Genomic DNA, 17,436 nt, shown 5'->3' on the forward strand with positions numbered 1-17,436 from the left:
CGAGCGCCGCGATAACCCAATCGTTTCGCAGGCTCCCATTCGCCAGTAGTGCCGCAGTGTCACGTGTCGAAAAGCCGATCCTCACGGCTTTCCCGTGACATTTGTCACACGAGACAGGATTGCGTGCGAAACCCACCGGGCGCCGCAGTCGTGGCCGTATGCTGAGACCGATGACTGCTCAGCCTGACGCCCGGGCCCCGTTCGCTGGGGTGAACGCGACGTGGAATTACACGCTCGGCTCGATCGTGTTCCTGTTCCTCCTGCTCGATCTGCTTGTCATCACTGATCTGCTCGTGCGCTACCTGAACAGCGAATCGGGCCTGCTTCTCGCGCTTATCGTGGCGTGCATTGCCGCATCCGCCACCCGAATTCGATACTGCTGGTTCTTGCGAGGTGAAGGTGAAGACGGAATGCCGCGCCTCGCCTGGACAGTAGCTCTCTTCCTGCCGGCGCTCGCCGCATGGGTGCTCGCGTTCGTGCTCCCAGAGGCGGCGGTGTTCGCTGCAGCGCAGCTCTGGTTCTCAGGCGTGCTGTTCAGCATCGTCGTGCAGCGAAAGCTGCGGTGGCAGGTCATGTCTGCGGCGCTTGTGGTGACCCTCATCCCGATCGCGACTCGGCTTCTTTCGGGCCGCGAGGCACTCGACCTCGCTGAGCGAAACGCCGCCCCCTTCGTTGTGATTTATAGCGTACTCCTGCCGCTCATGGTGATTTCAAGCCTGTGGCTGTGGCGAATCGTTCGACGGCTCGATGAGGCGCGGCACCTCGCAGCCGAGCTCGCCGTGACGCAAGAGCGACTGCGCTTCGCGGCAGATCTCCATGACGTTCAGGGTCACCATCTGCAGGTCATCGCGCTCAAGGCTGAGCTCGTTGAACGCACCCTCGCAGCGAAGCCCGACTACGCCGCAGAACAGGTTGGCGAGATCCGGGTGATCGCGAAAGAGGCCCTCGAGGAGACGCGATCCCTCGTTGCGGGCCTGCGCGAAGTTGAGCTCGGAGACGAACTCGAAAACGCCCGCGAAGTGCTGACGCTCTCAGGTGCCGAGTGCGCCCTCGAGGTCTCCGAGACCCCGGCAAGCGTCGAAGCGCGGCGGGTCCTCGGCTTCGCGGTGCGCGAGGCGACAACAAATATTCTGCGCCACAGCGAGGCGACCTCGGCCACGATCTCGCTCGGCCCGGCCCGCGGCGGCTTCGAACTCGTCGTCGTCAACGACGGCATTGCCACCGATCCCGGCGGTGCCCCCGACGCCAGCCCCGATGGTCGGAGTGGGAGCGGCCTCGCTGGTTTGCGGGCGCGTGTCTCGGTCTTGGGCGGGACGCTCTCAGCGATGCCCGTGCGCACAAGCTTTGAACTACGACTCTGGCTGCCCGAAGGGGGATCACAATGACCGGAGAATTCCGACAAGAGGCGGTGACGGCGGGCGGCGCCAAGATCCGGCTGCTCATCGCCGACGACGAACATCTGATTCGTGGGGCGCTCGAGGCGCTTCTCGGGCTCGAGCCAGACATCGAGGTTGTCGCCGGAACTGACAACGGTGCGACGGCGGCCGAGCTCGCAGCCGAATTGCAGCCCGACATTTGTCTCCTCGACCTCGAAATGCCGCGGGCTGACGGCATCGAAGCTGCCGAACGCATCGCCGTGGGCGCTCCCTCAGCGCGTGTGATCATCGTGACGAGGCACGCACGCCCAGGCGTACTGCGGCGGGCGCTTGCCGCGAAGATTGCGGGTTTCGTGCCCAAATCGACCCCGGCCGGTGAGCTCGCGAATGTGATTCGCGACGTGGCAGCGGGGAAACGCTACATCGATCCTGAGATTGCTGCCGCAGCGCTCACCGCTGAGCGCTGCCCGCTCACTGATCGCGAACTCGACGTGCTGCGCGCGACGCGTACATCGTCGAGCGTGCAAGAGATCGCGGAGGCGCTGTTTCTCTCGCCCGGGACCGTGCGCAATTACCTGTCTTCCGCTATGACGAAGCTCGGCGCGGGCAACAGACACGACGCGGCTGCACATGCCTGGCAACAGGGGTGGATCTAGCAGCCCGGCCCTCGGGTGCCCGGTTTCTCGACAGGGTGCCAAGCTCCCGGGGAATGTGGCGGGGAAGGGAAGCGCCGGGTTGAGTAAGACGCCGGCGGAAAGCTACACCCCGCCAGCCGCCTGGATGAGATCGGCCAGGGCCCACATGCCGCGCGCCTGGGCATTGGCGAGAGGCGTGTTTCCCTGCCCGTCGCGCAGGTTCGGGTCCGCACCGCCAGCGAGCAGGAGTCGCACTGTCTCCTGATGGTCGGGCCCATCGGTGCCGAGCAGCACCGCCTCTTGTAGGGCAGTCCAGCCGAGGTCGTTGATGTGGTCTGGGTCGATTCCAGCGGCGAGCAACATGCGCGTCACCTCGACGTGCCCGTGTTCGCCCGCGGGAATCAGCGCCGTGCCGCCAAACCGGTTCGTGCTCGTGAGGTCAGCGCCGTTCGCAAGCGTGAGCTTCAAGATCTCATCGAACCCTTCGGCCCCCGCATACAGGTAGGCGCTGTCTTGGATGTCGTCCTTCGCATTGACGTCGGCGCCGGCCTCGATGAGGGCCGTCGCCGCCGCGATGGCGTTCGCCTTGGTCGCAGCGACGAGCGGGGTGCGTCCGCCCTCACCTCGCAGCTCGAGATCGGCCCCGCGTTCGATCGCCGAGGTGACAGCCGCGCCGTCGTTCGCCGCCACGGCCGCCGCGAGGTCGGCGTTCGCTTGCGGGTCTGGGGTGACGGGCTCAGGCTGAGGGGTCGGAGCGGGGGTCTTCGTTGCCGCCGGGGTTGGCTTCGCCGGTGCCGGCTCGGCCGCGCACCCAGCAAGGAGGGCGAGGCCCGCAACGATCATCACGGGGGCAAGGATGCGTCGGATGCTTCGGCGTGTGCCTGCTGGAATGGTGGTGTCCATGAGTCACTCTCCTCTGAAATGGGGGAATGCCGTGAATGGTATACCACTCGGGTGGGAGGAGCCGCTGTGTGGTCGCCGCGAGCTGCCCCCGTGTGACCCTATGCAAAGTGCACACTGTGGCGGGCGAGCTGGGCCAACAACGGCCTGAAAACCCGTGAAATTGGCTCGTAGCATTGCGAATGCAACCGGACAATAGGTCAACGCGGACCACTCGGGAAAGGACGGCAATGAGGCTGAAACACCTGCTCTGGGAATCTCCTGCTGCTGGCACAGGGCGCGACTGCATCGGCGATGAGCGCGGCATGCTCAGCTACGCGGAGAGCGACGCACGAGCCCGTGTGCTCGCGCGTCAGCTCGCCGAGCGAGGCGTCGGGGAAGGCGACGTGGTCGCGCTCATGCTCGAGAACAGCGTCGAACTGCTCCTCGGGATCCTCGCGACCTGGCTGCTCGGCGCGGCCGCAACACCGATCAACCCGACGTTCACCGAGCGTGAGCTCAATTACCAACTCGCAGATTCACACGCGAAGCTCCTCATTGTCGACGCTCACGCTTCACTCGCGGCAGCGCGGCTCACGATCGCGCGGCTCGACGTCGCCGACTTTCGCGACCCAAGACATGGCGCGGCACCTGGAGCCACAGTTCCGACCCCAGCGACGCCGGCGGACCAGCTCGCGCTGCTCATCTACACGAGCGGGTCCACTGGGCAGCCGAAGGGTGTGATGCTCGACCACGGGAACCTCCATGCCATGGCGGAAGGGCTCGCCGCGCACACCGAAATCACGGCGGCTGATCGAGCCCTCGTCGTACTCCCGATGTTTCACGTCAACGCGATCTGCGTGAGCTGGTTGGCACCGATGCTCGTGGGCGGCTCTACCGTCGTAATGCCGCGGTTCACGGCGATGGCCCTGCTGGACGCCGTCGAACGCTTCCGGCCCACCTACTTTTCGGTGGTGCCCGCGATTCTCACGAAACTCGTTGAGCTGCCCGCGCAGACGGTCGTCGACCTTAGCTCCGTCCGGTTCGTGATCTGCGGCGCTGCCCCGGTCTCGGCTGAGTTGCTGCAGCTCAGCGCCGAGCGCTTCGGCTTGCACATCATCGAAGGCTATGGCCTGACCGAATCGACGTGCGCGTCGGCGTGCATTCCGCTCGCGGGCCCGCACAAGCTTGGAACCGTCGGGCCGGCGCTCGCAGGCCAGCGGATCGTCGTCACCGACGCGGCAGGGAACCCGATGCCGGCGGGCGAGCGCGGCGAAGTGCGGATCAGCGGGCCAACCGTGATGCGGGGCTATCTGGGGCGGCCCGAGGCCACCGCCGAGACCATCGTGGACGGCTGGCTGCGCACGGGGGACGTCGGCGTACTCGACGACGACGGGTATCTCAGGATCGTCGACCGTATCAAGGACATGATCATTCGCGGCGGCGAGAACCTTTACCCCAAGGAAATCGAGACACACCTCGCGGCGCACCCGGCAGTGCTCGAATCGGCGGTCGTCGGCGCCGCGCACGCGCGGCTCGGCGAGGTTCCCGTCGCGTACGTCGTGCTGCTGCCTGGGGCAGCGGCGACACCCGCCGAGCTGCTTGACCACTGCGCGGCCGGCCTCATGAAGGTGAAAGTGCCCGTGCGGCTCGAAATCGTCGACGACCTGCCCCGCAACCCGGTGGGCAAAGTCGATAAGCCCGAGCTGCGCAGGCGAACGGCGCCCGCGCTCGAACACACGAATCAGCCGGTGAGCGCGTGACGGCCGTCCCCGGCTAGCGGCGAACCGCACGATCCCCGGTTGTCGGCCCGAGGCCGACGGCCTCCTTGCGGTACCCAAAACCGATACCGCGTTCCGTCCAGAAGACCTGTCACCAAAGGAGTTGTCATGGGTTTTACCGAAACGAGGTTCCCGAACGTGGAACCCGAAGCATTCATCCAGCGCCCGCTGCAGGAGCGGTTGCGCGTGCTCACCACGCAGTGGGCCGAGTGGGGCTTTGGCGCCGCTCGTAATATCTCCGTGCTCTACCTCGCGAAGGTCTTCGGCGCGTGGCTCATTGGCGGCGTGCTGCTCGTCACGCTCACGTCGCACCTGAACCCGCTAGATCCGGCGTCGTGGTGGATGAACCCGATCATCTACCAGAAGCTGCTCGTCATGACGATGCTGCTCGACGCGATTGGAGTCGCCGGCTCGTGGGGTCCACTCGCCGGCAAATTTGGCCCGCTCACCGGGGGGATCCTGTTTTGGTCGCGCCCGGGCACGATCAAGCTCAGTCCCTACAAATGGATCCCGTTCACCGGCGGGAACCGGCGGACAGTGTTCGACGTGTTCCTGTATTACGGGTTCCTGTTCGCCATGGGCACAGCGCTCCTCCTGCCAGGCCAGACCGCGGCCGAGCTGCCAGCGCTCGGCAGGTTTCAGGCCTACCTCACGGATCCCTTGAACGGCGTCCCGGCCTGGCTCACGCAGCACGCCGAGAGCTTCCTACTCATTCAGACGACGCCGCTCGTGCTCGCGGTCGCACTGCTCCTCATCATTGGGCTGCGGGACAAGACGATCTTCCTCGCGGCCCGCGCCGAGCAGTACCTGCTGCCGATCGTTTTCTTCATCGTGTTCCCTCACTTCTTCGAGGTCACGGACATGATCATCGCACTGAAGATCTTCCTCGTCACCGTCTGGGTCGGAGCCGGCTTCTCGAAGCTCAACCGGCACTTCAGCCTGGTGATCCCGCCGATGCTCAGCAACACCCCGTTCTGGCCGCCGCGCTGGCTGAAGAAGTCGATGTACAAGGACTTCGCCGGTAGCGACCTGCGGCCGAGCCGGCCGGCACACCTCATCGCCCACGTGCTCGGCACGATCGTCGAGATCGGTGCTCCGCTCGTGATGCTGTTCGTCGCTGGCAGTGCACTCGGCGGCCAGCTCACCGTGACACTCGCGACGCTGCTCATGGTCGGGTTCTGCCTGTTCATCATCTCGACCTTTCCACTCGCCGTGCCGCTCGAGTGGAACATGCTGTTCGCGATCTGCGCCGTCGTCTTCTTCATCGGGTACCCGAACGGTGTGGGGTTCAGCGTGTTCGACATGTCGCAGCCGTGGCTGCCGTTCGCGGTCATCGCGATCCCGGTGTTCTTCGTCATCTTCGGCAGCATCCGCCCCGACAAGGTGTCGTTCCTCGCATCGCTCCGCCAGTACGGCGGCAACTGGGCCTCTGCGCTGTGGGCGATCCACCCCGACGCCGAGCACAAACTGCACCGCGTGTACCGGCCGACGACCGATCAGATCGACCAGCTCCAGACGATGGGGCTGCCCTATCCGCTCGCCGAGACCTTCCTGCAGATGACCATCGGCTGGCGCTCACTGCACTCGCAGGGGCGGGGACTGTTCTCCGTGCTTCTCGAAGACGTGCCAGACATCGACCACCGCCGCGTGCGAGAGGCCGAGTTCGGGTGCAACGCGATGATCGGCTTCAACTTCGGGGAGGGGCACTTCCACAACGAGGAACTGATCGCGGCGATCCAAGAGCAGGCACAGTTCGAACCAGGTGAGTTCATCGTCGCCTGGGTCGAGTCGGAAGCGCTGTGGAGCGGCATCCAGGAGTATCGCCTCATCGACGCCGCGCTCGGCGTTGTCGAGCGGGGCCACTGGCGGGTGAAGGACGCGGTTGCGGCACAGCCGTGGCTGCCCGACGGGCCGATCCCGCTCACCGTGACCTGGCGCTCGCCGCAATTCGAGCAGCTCCAGTTCACCGCAACCGATATTGTTGGGCCAGACGTGGCCCCAGCGCCGCTCGACGATGCAGTGACGCTCGGCGTTGACACCGCCGCGCTCACCCAGTTCGTCGCAGAATCCGAGGAACTCGTGGAGGTGCGGAAACCATGACCACAGCGGTCGTAGTGGGAAGCGGGCCCAACGGGCTCGCTGCCGCGACCGTGCTTGCCCGCGCCGGCGTCGACGTCACCGTCGTCGAGGCCGCGAACCACCTCGGAGGGGGAGCTCGCTCAGTCGAGTCCCCCCTCGCCGGGCTCGTGCAGGACCACTGTGCCGCCGTGCACCCGATGGCGCCCGGCTCGCCGTTTTTCAAGACGCTCGACCTGCCCGCGATGGGGGTGGAATGGGCGCACGCGCCGATCGACGCCGCCCACCCGCTCGATCGAGGCGAGTCCGGACTCCTGCACACCTCGATCGCCGACACAGCCGCCGGCCTCGGACGCGACGGCCCCCGTTGGGCAGCCGCGTTCGGGCCCTCGGCTCGCGCGTTCGACAGGCTCTCGGGCGTCATCATGTCGCCTATGCTGCGTGTGCCGAGGCACCCTGTCCTGCTCGCCCGAATGGGGCTCGTCGCCGGCCCGCCGCCCGCACTCATCGGGAGATTCTTCCGCGAGGAGCGCGCCAAAGCGCTGTTCATGGGGGTCGCGGCGCACGCGCTGCAGCCGCTCACGCGACCACTCGTGACGGGCATCGGAGCCGGAATCATCATCGCCGGACACGCCGTCGGGTGGCCTGTCGTGAAAGGCGGCACCGGCGTTTTCACCGACGCGCACATTGCGCTGCTGCGCGGCCTCGGCGTGCGGTTCGAGACCGGTCGCCGCGTGACGCGACTGCACGAGCTTCCCCCGCGCGACATTACGATCCTCGACGTGCATCCGCGGGCCGCCGCGAGCATTCTCACCGCGCAGCAACCCGATCAGGATCGCCGCGCATACCGCAGATTTGCTCCCGGACCGGCGGCCTTCAAAGTTGACTTCGCGGTCTCGGGCGGGGTGCCCTGGCGCGACCCCGAGATCGCGCAGGCGGGCACCGTTCACGTTGCGGGCACCGCGGCGGAGATCATCGCCGCCGAGCGCGACATCGCCGCCGGCCGGATGCCGGAACGGCCGTTCGTGCTCGTCGGGCAGCAGACCGCCGCCGACCCTGCGCGAGCGAACGGCGAGATCCATCCGGTGTACGCCTACGCGCACGTGCCGAACGGCTACCCGGGCGACGCGACCGAGCAGATCATCGCGCAGATCGAGCGGTTCGCGCCGGGCTTTCGAGACCGGATCGTCGGTCTCAGCGCTCGCACGCCGGCCGAGAGCGAGGCCGAGAACGCGAACTTCATCGGCGGCGATATCCTCACCGGCGCCAAGTCGCCGCTCCAGTTTCTCCTCGGCCCACGGTTGGGTGCCCAGCCGTACGACACTGGGACGCCCGGCGTCTACCTCTGCTCGGCTGCGACGCCGCCGGGCCCAGGGATCCATGGCATGGGGGGCTTCAACGCGGCACACCGCGCCCTTGACGTGCTGCAGCGCGGGCCACGCGCGGCGACCCCGGTGCAGACATGACGGGCCGGAAAGAGGATGCTGCGGCCCCCACCGCTGCCACCGCACCGCGCCCGACCGCCAGGCCGGAGTCAGCCGCTCATGACCTGCAGCTTCGCGAGCTCATAGCGCGCATCGGGTACGCCCTTCAGGAGGAGACCCCGCAAATCGTCGACGAGATGACAGGTCTGCTCTCGGACCGGGTCGCTGGGCTCGACCAAGACGCACAACTGGTGCAGATGCTTCGTGCGAGCGTTGATGGGAACATCTGGACCATCGGGCACATCCTCACGAACGACATTGCCATCGAATCCGTCCAACCGAGCACGGCCGCCGTTGAATACGCCATGCGCCTCGCCCAGCGAGATGTGCAGCTCGGCTCGTTGACACGTGCGTACTACCTGGGGCAGTCGATGGTGGTGCGTCGAGGTATTGACATGGTCGACGCCCTAGGGCTTGACGATCAAGACCTGCAGATGAACCTCGTGCGCCGCATCACCGACGTGATTCACAACTACATCGACTGGATGCTGCAGTACGTGACGGACGTTTTCGTTGCCGAACAGGCCAAATGGTGGACCGCGCGCGCGGTGACGAACGCCGCCGCAGTCCTGAAAACCCTGCGCGGAGAGCCGATCTCATCCGCCGGGTTCGAGGCGCGCACGAGGTACTCGCTCGACCAACACCACGTTGCGCTCATCGCCTGGCTCGAGTTCGACAACTCCACGACCGAAGACCAGCGCCAGGTCGACCAGCTGCTCAGGCGGGTCGCCGCGATCCTGCAGTCAACGAAGCCGCCGCTCATCACCGCCGCCGACCGCACGACGGCGTGGGCGTGGGTCGCCAGCCCGACCCCGGAGCTCGCTGACGACGCCCTCGCACGCGTCGCGAAGCTTGCGGAGTCTGCCGAGGCCAACAACGTCCGTGTCGCAATCGGGGTGCCCGGCAGCGGGGTGGCCGGGTTCAGGCGTAGCCACGAGCAGGCCGCGAAGGCGCGGCTCGTTGCGCTTGGCGCGCAGCGGTTCCGCGAGGCTCAGCTCGTGGCGTTCAGCGACCCGGACGTCGGGTTTCTGTCGCTCCTCATGCACGACACGAAGAGCGCCATCACTTGGACCCGCGAGGTCCTCGGCGACGTGGCCTCTGAGGGAGAGCAGCAGGCCGCGCTCCGTGAGACGCTTGCGACGTTCTACGCGACCGGCGAGAACTCCTCGAAGACGGCCGAGTTGCTCGGGCTGCACCGCAACACCGTGCGTCAGCGTGTCGCGAAGTTTGAAGCGGAACGCGGGGGCAGGCCGGCGGACGGCATGGAGATATCGCTCGCGCTGAAGCTCTTTGACCTGCTCGGAGTGGACGGCTGATGGGGGACCCGATGGGCTCGCCCGTCCTCCGCAACTCTCGATTGGCTGGCGTGGTCCAGCCGTGCAGAACTCCTCAACCTGGAGACACGCCAGGGTTCGCCCGCGCCGCGAGCTCGAGCTGCAGCGAGACGAGCAGCCGATCCTCGGGCCTGCCAAGGTCGAACCCGGTGAGCTCTTGCGCACGCTGCAGCCGATACCTGAGCGTGTTCGGGTGCACCCCGAGCAGTCGTGCTGCCTCCCTGGCGTTGAAGCCAGTATCGACGTATCCGCGAAGGCTGGCGACGAGTTCCGCGCCGTGGCGATCGTCGTAGGCTCGCAGCGTCGCGATACGAGGGTCGAAGAGATCAGCGTGCGCCCCCAGGAGCGTGAAGGCTTCGCGAAGCAGTACCGAGGTTCGCGACTGTGTGAGAGAGGTCACGCGGGTAGAGCTGCCGTCGATCGCGTCGAGCACCCTGTCTGCCTCGGCGCGGGCCTCAGAGATCTGTTCAAAGCCCGCCACCGGTGAGACGATCGCGATTCGCATGGGTGTGGCTGGGGCTGCCGGGGATCTCGCCCCGGAGGCGTCAAACTTGGCGACGAGCATCTCTGCCCACTCGGCGAGTCGATCGCCTGCTGGTAGATTCGGCAGCAGCACGTAGGCCCGATCGCCGAGCAGCACGAACCGGGCCTGTGGCGCAAACGCGCCGACGTGCAGGCGCAGCATCTTGGCAACCCCGGCAACCCCGGCACCCCCAGTACCCCGGGTCGCCCCGCGCTCACCAGCGGAACGCCCGGCGGCCGAGCCCGGCAGCGCGATCCCGAGGAGTGCCGCATCGTCGAGGGTCGGGAGTCCGAGAAAGGCTGAAGCTGTGCCCCCGTCGATCCCGCCGCGCTCGCCGAACACCCGCTGCAGCATGAGTTCTGACGCTGACGGCGCTTCGAGTTCTCGTGTCAGCACGCGGGCCGCCGCCGAGGCGCCGCCGCGCACGACGATCTCGGCGTCTGGGCTAAACCCGTTCGCCCCTTCCTGCACCCAGATCGAGCCGATGAACTGGCCGCTCGGCGAGTGAATTCCTGTGACGAGCCGTGGCCGCATCCCGAGCTCGTCGTGTGCGGGCACCGCCACGACCTCTCGCGTGTTTTGAATCTGCTTGACGACGCCCCATGCACCGAGCAGCACCATGGAGTCTTCGGGGGCGACGCGGCCGAGGATCGCGCGTTCGCGAAGCCCGTCGGCTGTCCCGTCGGAGGGGGAGTAGGCGAGCATGCTCGAGTCTGGACGCTCGATTGTGACCATGCCGCCGGCCCCTTCGGCGATGACAGAGGCGAGCTCGGCGAGGTCGGTGAAGGCAGCGTTGGCGCCGGATCCTGGTGGCTCGCCGTCATGCGAATGCGCCCGGTCGAGCCTGCGATGGATCGCGGCGAGTAGGAGGTCCCACCTGGCCATTTTGTCGACGACGATGAGTGCGAGACCGGCGGCTGTAGCCGCGAGTCGGAGATCGGCCGCCGCGATGTCCTCCTTGACCATGAGGGCGACCGGGAGCTCGGCTGCCGGCCGCGTGGGGAGCCCGCGGAGCCATGCCGTGACGTCGGTGCTTGTCGCACCGACGGGCAGCACGAGGTCGGCAGGTGGCGACGATGGGAAAGGGGAGGTGAGGTCGGTGGTCTCTGCGAGTGACACTGAGCGGATCGGCGCTGGGGATCCGGAACTCGGCGGGACCACCTCCCGCACCGCCGCGTCGAGTGCCGTCGCAACGTCGGCGAGCGCGATCGCGCCGTCGCGTGGCTGCCCGAGCTCCTCTTGCCGCGCGAACTGTCCGTACATAGTGCTAATAATAGCGAGCTAGATTGGTTACTTTGCCCGAGGAGCGCCACGTTTCGAATGTGGTTGCATTGAGCGGACGCGCGGTGGCGCGGGGCGTGAGCCTGCGCCGGCCGCCAGAATTCTTTGCAAGCTCAAGGAGGAGAACGTGCAACCCACGCAATTCGCGCCTGAGGACCTCTCAGCCGCTCTGACCGCCCAGCCCAGTTCGACCCGAGGAGGCGTGCGATGACGGGCGACCGGAAGCTCTCACCGTTCCAAATGCTCGCTCTTGGCCTGCTGCTCTTCGCCATGTTTCTCGGGGCCGGCAACACGATCTTCGCCCCGATGGTTGGCCAGGCTGCTGGCAGCGAAATGTGGATCCCGATGTCGGGCTTTCTCATCACTGGCGTCGGGCTCGTGCTGCTCGCGATCGTCGCCCTGACGATGGCAGGCGGCACCGTCGAGCAGCTCGCGTCGCGCGTGCACCCCGTGTACTCGTTCGTGTTCTGCATTCTGCTGTTTCTCGCGCTCGGCCCGCTGTACGTGAACCCGCGCACGACCTCTGTCGTCTACGAGATCTCGGTGAAGCCGATCCTCGGCCCGGAACTCACGCAGGGCGCGTGGCCACTCATCATCTTCTCGGTGATCTTCACGCTGCTTGGCGTCTACCTTTCGCTCACCCCGTCGAAGCTTGTCGACCGCGTGGGGAAGGTCATTACGCCGATATTCTCGGTGCTGCTCATCATCATCGTCGTGAAGTCGCTCATCACCCCGATGGGCGAGCTACACCCGGCCGTCGACCCCTACAAGAACGGCGCGTTCATTAAGGGCTTTACCGAGGGCTACCTCACGATGGATGCGCTCGCCGCTCTGGTGTTCGCAGGAGTGTTCATCCAGTCGATTCGCGGGCAGGGCATCACCACGCGCAAGGGCATCTCGTTCACGTTCTTGAAGGCCGGTGTCATCACGGTCACTGGTCTCGCGCTGCTGCACATCTCGCTCGCGTGGATCGGCGGGTCGAGCGTCGACTCGATCGGCCGCCCGGACAACGGTGGAACTGTCATAGCCGAGGCAGCGCGCACGCTACTCGGCTACCCGGGGGTGCTGATGATCGGAATCGTCATCTTCCTCACAGGCATCACGACGCTTGTCGCGTGCCTCACCGCCGTTGCCGACTACTTCGCGAAGCAGTTCCCGAAGGTGTCATACAAGGCCTGGGTCTGGATCCACGCCACCGTCGGCTTGGTCATCGCGAACTTTGGGCTGCAGGCTGTGCTCTCCGCCGCGCTCCCGATCCTCTTCCTGCTCTACCCACTCGGCATGACGCTCATCGTCCTCGCGCTCCTCGACCGCTTCTTCGGCGGACGTCGCGCAGTCTACGTCGGGGCGACGATTGGAGCCGGGGCGATCGCGATCCTCGACGCCGTAAAGGCGTCGGGCAACTTCGTCGACGAGCTCAACGAATCCTTCTCGTGGCTGCCAATGTTCGCCGACAACGGCGGGTGGATCATTCCCGCGATACTCGGCGGCGTGATCGGCTACGCCGTTGGCCGTGTCAGGGGCGAGCCGGCGATCGATCGGACCGCGCACATCCCGGTGATCGACGAACCCGTCACCCACAAGTCTGAGGCGCGTGCCTCCTCACGAAAGGCGTAACACCCGCATGACCCGTGTCATCGTGATCGGAGCCGGCGCTGTCGGCCTTGCATCCGCGTACTATCTCCGCAGGGCAGGCCACGAGGTGACAGTTGTCGACAAGGCGCCGCTTGCGGCGAAGGCCTCTGGACACAACGCTGGTTGGCTGATTCCGAGCATGTCGACACCCGTTCCCGCGCCCGGCATGATGCTGCAGGCCATGAAGTGGATGGTGCAGCCAGATAGTCCGCTGTACGTGACGCCGTCGCTCAAGCCGAGCTTCATCGGGTTCATGCTGCGGATGCTGCGCAGTTGCACCGACACGCGCTTCCGTGAGGGATCGGCGGTGCTCGCCGCGCTCAGCGCGACGGCGCTGTCAGACTTCGACGAGCTCGCGGCTGATGGCGTCGAGTTCGAGCAGCACGAGCAGCCGTTGTCGATGCTCTTCACCGACGGCCACAAGGTCGAGGGGCGAGTCACCGAGCTCGAACTGCTCGACGGCAAGCTTCCCGGGTTCTCGTGGAACCACATGAGCGAGGCTGACCTGAAAGCCCACAAGCCAGTGCTCTCGGATCGAGTCGTCGCAGGCATCGAGTCGAGAGGCGACCGCTCTGTCGACCCGGGCTCGTTCGTGCGCGGCCTCGCGGCTGCGTGCGAGCGAGAGGGCGTCGAGCTGCGCCTCGGAGCGCCCGCGACTCTCGAGTCTGCGCACGGGGGAGCCGTCGCGGTGCGTGTCGGCGCAGAGACCCTCCGCGCCGACAAGGTGGTTGTGGCCGCCGGTGCGTGGACGAACGAGGTGCTCCGTGGCATTGGCGAGCGGGTGCACCTGCAGTCGGGCAAGGGCTACGGCTACGACTTCCCGGTCACGCCAGGTGGTCCAACAAAGCCGATCTACCTCGCCGAGGCGAAGGTGGCGATCACGCCTCTCGACACAAAAGTGCGACTTGCTGGCACGATGGGCTTCACAGGCGTCGACGAGTCGATCAAGCGGCGTCGCGCCGGCGGTATCCTCACCGGTGTGAGCGGATATTTCGAAGGCTGGCCCGACATTGACAGCGCCCCTGAGCCGTGGACCGGCCTGCGCCCGACGACGCCAGACGGCCTCCCGATTATCGGGGCGCTTGCGAAGCACCCGAACGTGCTCGTCGCGACCGGGCACGTGATGCTTGGCATCAGCCTCGCGCCAACGACGGGCAAGCTGATCACCGACCTGGTGGGCGGCGGCCCGGTACCCGAGCTGTTGCGGGGCGTCTCCGCGAGCCGCTTCTAGTCTCGCGGCGCTGCCCCCCCGTCGTTCGTTTCCAGTACCCAGCCAGCAAGGAGAACCTCATGATTGCCCCGACCGGACTGCCGTTCCTCTCAGCCGCGGATGTGCGCGCCCAGATCGATCCAGATACCGCTCGCGGCCTCATCGAGCGGGCGCTCATGGATGGCTTCGACCCCGCAGCCGACCCGGCGAGGCAGTCGGTTGACGCGGGCGCCGGGCACCTACTGCTCATGCCGTCGAGCCTCGGGCAGTCTGTCGGTGTGAAGATCGCGTCGGTCTCGCCGGATAATCCGGCGAAGGGGAAGCCTCGCATCCAGGCGCTCTACCTGCTCATGGACGCAGAAACGCTCACGCCCCAGCTGCTTGTCGACGGGTCGGCGCTCACCGTGCTCCGCACCCCGGCGACAACCGCTGTCGCAGTCGATCGACTGGCGGCGCCCGACGCCGAGCGGCTCGTCGTGTTCGGCAGTGGGCCGCAGGCGATCGACCACGTTGTCGCGTTCTCTCGAATTCGGGATCTCACCGACATTCGACTGGTGGGCCGCAACCCCGAGCGCACGGCCCCAGCGCTTGCGAAGCTCGCCGAGCTCGGGATCGAGGCCAGCCTCGGCGCCGCCGCCGACGTCGCGAACGCAGACATCGTGCTCTGCGCCACCTCCGCGAAGGATCCGGTGTTCGATGGGGCACTCGTACAAGACGGGGCCTGCGTGGCTGCGATGGGCTCGCACGAGCCAGACAGGCGAGAGATCCCGGGGGAGCTCATGGGTCGCGCGCTCGTCGTCGTTGAGGATCAGGCGACCGCGCTCCGTGAGGCCGGCGATGTCATCATGGCAGCTGCCGAGGGGCACCTCGACGTCGACTCGATGCAGCCTCTCGCGGGCCTTGTTCGCGGCGAGGTCGTGCGCGACCCAGGCCGCCCGAACGTGTTCAAGGGTACCGGAATGTCGTGGCAAGACTTGGCCGTGGCGTCGGGCTTGACCCCGCCGGTCTGACAGGTGGCGCTGGCCCGGTCAAGCCGGGGCCAGCGCCCAGTCTCTACGCCCCCACGCGAACGAGCATCTTGCCTGTGTTTGCTCCCTGCATCATCGCGATGAACGCGTCGATGGTGTTCTCGATGCCGTCGACAACCGTCTCGTCGTAGGCGATCTTGCCCTCGCCGAACCAGGCGGACATGCGCTTGGAGAACTCGGGGAGTTTGTCCCAGTGCGCCCCTACCGTGAAGCCCTGCATGGTGAGTGCCCGCGTGATCATGTTTGCCATGTTCGACGGGCCGGATGGGCGTTCTGTTGCGTTGTAGGCCGCGATCGCCCCGCACAGCGCCAACCTGCCGCCGTCGTTCATCGCCGCGAGGGCGGCCTCGAGGTGGTCGCCGCCGACGTTGTCGAAGAACACGTCGACCCCGTCGGGCGCCGCAGCTGCAAGCTGCTTGCGAACCGGACCATCCTTGTAGTTGAACGCCGCGTCGTAGCCGTACTTCTCGGTCAAGAGCGCCACCTTTTCGGGGGAGCCGGCTGACCCGATGACCCTGCCGGCGCCGAGTAGTTTCGCGATCTGGCCTGCGGCGGTGCCGACCGCGCCGGCTGCGCCAGAGATGAAGACGGTGTCGCCCTCACGGAGGCCAGCGATGGTTGTGAGCCCGACGTACGCGGTGAGTCCGGTCATGCCGAGCATGTGCAGGTGGACCGAGAGCGGCACCCCGGCGATCTCGGGGAGCGCCCTGAACTTCGCGCCGTCGGCTTGAACGACGTCTGTCCAGCCGTGCTGGTGTAGCACAGCTGTGCCGACTGGGAGCTCCTCGTTCGCCGAAGCGATGACCCTGCCGACGGCACCGCCAGCGATCACCGCGCCGAGCTCGTAGGGTGCGACGTAGCTGCGTGCGTCGCTCATGCGGCCGCGCATGTAGGGGTCGACTGAGACGAACTCGTTGCGCACCCGCACCTCGCCGGGCGCGGGGTCGCCGTATTCGACGGTCGCGGTCTCGAAGTCTTCGTGGACCGGCCAGCCGACCGGGCGGCGGGCGAGGCGGATCTGGGTGCTTGTTGCGTTGCTCATATGTGCTCCTTGTGTGTGGGAAAGCCGGGGTAGTCGAGCTAGCTGAGTAGCCCGATCGTGAGCGCGATGATTCCAAGCGCAGGTACGGTGCCCTGCTTCAGCGCGGCGCCGAGCTTGTCGGGCGTGGAGATTGCGAGGACGAGGCTCGCCGCGACCATGGAGCCCGCTCCAGTGAAGACAAGGGTCGCCCCAACGGGCAGGTTCCCGGCGGCGATGAATACGATGCCGAGCGCGACGGCCACCGCGAGAAATAGGTTGTAGAACCCCTGGTTGAACGCGAGGGCATGCTGCGCCTTCGCCTCTTCGACAGTGCCGGTGCCGAAGGTCTTGCGGGCTCGCTCGCTCGTCCAGGCGATGGATTCGAGGTAGAAGATGAACACGTGAATGAGTGCTGCGGCTCCGGTGAGCACAAGGCCGGCGATCACCATGATGTGACTCGTTTCTCTAACTGCGCGTCGGCGGCAGCCGGCGTTCGCGAAATACTGTATCGATCAGTACACTATAACGAGAGGGTCGATCACGCAATCATTCTGAGGAGACGGCATGGGGCGCACGCAGCAGTTCGACACCGCGGAGGTCGTGCGGGCCGCCCGTGAGGTGTTTTGGGTGAACGGCTACGAGGCAAGCTCCCTCCCAGCACTTGAAACGGCGACGGGCTTGAAGCGATCGAGCATCTATCACGCGTTCGGGTCGAAGCATGGCCTGTTCGAGGCAGTGATCGAGAGCTACTTGAACGAGGTGATTCGCCCACGGCTCGCTCCGCTCGTCGCCGCCGAGGTCGAAGCCGACGCGCTCGAGAACTACCTCACGGGGCTCCGCGCGGCGCTCCTGCGAACGGGTACGACCGCAGCGACGAGCGGTTGCCTCCTCGTGAATGCCGCGGGCGCACCGATCTCACAAGACGCGGCTGTCGCGAGCGTCATCGCCGCGTACAGGGCCGAGCTGAGTGCGGCCTTCGCAAACGGCGTCGCAGCGCGGTTCCCATCTCTGGCGAATGCGCAGGCAGATGTGCTGACCGCCGCGTGCGCGGGCCTCGTAATCGCAGCCGTTGCGCTCGTGCGAGTCACGCCCGAGGCTGCGGTCGGAAGTCTCGACGCCGCGCTCGCTCTCATCGAAGAACGCGCGGTTCAGGGCTAACGGCCGCCCGCGACA

The 17,436-nt window shown here is 66.6% G+C and carries 14 protein-coding genes; 10 read left to right on the plus strand and 4 right to left on the minus strand.

From position 1 onward, the window contains the following. The first annotated feature begins 170 nt into the window (after window positions 1-170). Both KI794_RS03745 and KI794_RS03750 read left to right on the plus strand, forming a co-directional pair. Window positions 171-1,385, plus strand: coding sequence for a sensor histidine kinase (locus KI794_RS03745; RefSeq protein ID WP_255809198.1), 1,215 nt, complete (start codon window positions 171-173; stop codon window positions 1,383-1,385). Beyond that, window positions 1,382-2,032, plus strand: coding sequence for a response regulator transcription factor (locus tag KI794_RS03750; RefSeq protein ID WP_119283254.1), 651 nt, complete (start codon window positions 1,382-1,384; stop codon window positions 2,030-2,032). The genes KI794_RS03745 and KI794_RS03750 overlap by 4 nt, the downstream gene beginning before the upstream one ends. Window positions 2,033-2,134: 102 nt before the next feature. Here KI794_RS03750 and KI794_RS03755 read toward each other — a convergent pair whose 3' ends face one another. Beyond that, a complete protein-coding gene (locus KI794_RS03755; RefSeq protein WP_255809200.1) occupies window positions 2,135-2,914 on the minus strand; it encodes an ankyrin repeat domain-containing protein in 780 nt (259 codons plus the stop codon). A 227-nt stretch (window positions 2,915-3,141) separates the two neighbouring features. On the opposite strand from KI794_RS03755, the gene KI794_RS03760 reads away from it, so the two are divergent. From KI794_RS03760 to KI794_RS03775, 4 genes are all read left to right on the plus strand, one after another. Continuing rightward, complete coding sequence (locus KI794_RS03760) at window positions 3,142-4,653, plus strand: class I adenylate-forming enzyme family protein (protein ID WP_255809201.1); 1,512 nt, start codon at window positions 3,142-3,144, stop codon at window positions 4,651-4,653. A 126-nt stretch (window positions 4,654-4,779) separates the two neighbouring features. Further along, entirely contained in the window at window positions 4,780-6,771 is a 1,992-nt protein-coding gene (locus KI794_RS03765; RefSeq protein WP_255809203.1) for a DUF3556 domain-containing protein, read from the plus strand. Continuing rightward, window positions 6,768-8,213, plus strand: a complete 1,446-nt coding sequence (locus tag KI794_RS03770) for a phytoene desaturase family protein (RefSeq protein ID WP_255809205.1) — start codon at window positions 6,768-6,770, stop codon at window positions 8,211-8,213. Before KI794_RS03765 ends, KI794_RS03770 begins: the two co-directional genes overlap by 4 nt. Beyond that, entirely contained in the window at window positions 8,210-9,547 is a 1,338-nt protein-coding gene (locus tag KI794_RS03775; RefSeq protein WP_119283250.1) for a PucR family transcriptional regulator, read from the plus strand. The genes KI794_RS03770 and KI794_RS03775 overlap by 4 nt, the downstream gene beginning before the upstream one ends. 73 nt (window positions 9,548-9,620) lie before the next feature. Here the strand turns inward: KI794_RS03775 and KI794_RS03780 are convergent, their stop codons facing one another. Then, complete coding sequence (locus KI794_RS03780) at window positions 9,621-11,351, minus strand: PucR family transcriptional regulator (RefSeq protein ID WP_255809206.1); 1,731 nt, start codon at window positions 11,349-11,351, stop codon at window positions 9,621-9,623. A 225-nt stretch (window positions 11,352-11,576) separates the two neighbouring features. Here KI794_RS03780 and brnQ point away from each other — a divergent pair, with 225 nt between their 5' ends. The 3 genes from brnQ to KI794_RS03795 are packed head-to-tail and all read left to right on the plus strand — an operon-like array spanning window position 11,577 to window position 15,224. Next, window positions 11,577-12,986 (plus strand): branched-chain amino acid transport system II carrier protein, encoded by a 1,410-nt coding sequence (brnQ, locus tag KI794_RS03785; protein ID WP_119283248.1) that lies wholly within the window; start codon window positions 11,577-11,579, stop codon window positions 12,984-12,986. A 7-nt stretch (window positions 12,987-12,993) separates the two neighbouring features. Beyond that, complete coding sequence (locus tag KI794_RS03790) at window positions 12,994-14,235, plus strand: NAD(P)/FAD-dependent oxidoreductase (RefSeq protein WP_119283247.1); 1,242 nt, start codon at window positions 12,994-12,996, stop codon at window positions 14,233-14,235. A gap of 59 nt (window positions 14,236-14,294) precedes the next feature. Then, complete coding sequence (locus KI794_RS03795; RefSeq protein WP_119283246.1) at window positions 14,295-15,224, plus strand: ornithine cyclodeaminase family protein; 930 nt, start codon at window positions 14,295-14,297, stop codon at window positions 15,222-15,224. A 43-nt stretch (window positions 15,225-15,267) separates the two neighbouring features. Here the strand turns inward: KI794_RS03795 and KI794_RS03800 are convergent, their stop codons facing one another. Both KI794_RS03800 and KI794_RS03805 read right to left on the minus strand, forming a co-directional pair. Further along, entirely contained in the window at window positions 15,268-16,284 is a 1,017-nt protein-coding gene (locus KI794_RS03800; RefSeq protein WP_119283245.1) for an NADP-dependent oxidoreductase, read from the minus strand. A 38-nt stretch (window positions 16,285-16,322) separates the two neighbouring features. After that, the gene (locus KI794_RS03805; protein WP_119283244.1) at window positions 16,323-16,712 is read right to left on the minus strand and encodes a DUF1304 domain-containing protein; all 390 of its coding nucleotides are present in this window, start codon (window positions 16,710-16,712) and stop codon (window positions 16,323-16,325) included. Between the two features lie 115 nt (window positions 16,713-16,827). On the opposite strand from KI794_RS03805, the gene KI794_RS03810 reads away from it, so the two are divergent. After that, complete coding sequence (locus KI794_RS03810) at window positions 16,828-17,421, plus strand: TetR/AcrR family transcriptional regulator (RefSeq protein WP_119283243.1); 594 nt, start codon at window positions 16,828-16,830, stop codon at window positions 17,419-17,421. Window positions 17,422-17,436 lie beyond the last annotated feature (15 nt).

Source organism: Leucobacter aridicollis, assembly GCF_024399335.1.
GTDB classification, from domain to species: domain Bacteria; phylum Actinomycetota; class Actinomycetes; order Actinomycetales; family Microbacteriaceae; genus Leucobacter; species Leucobacter aridicollis_A.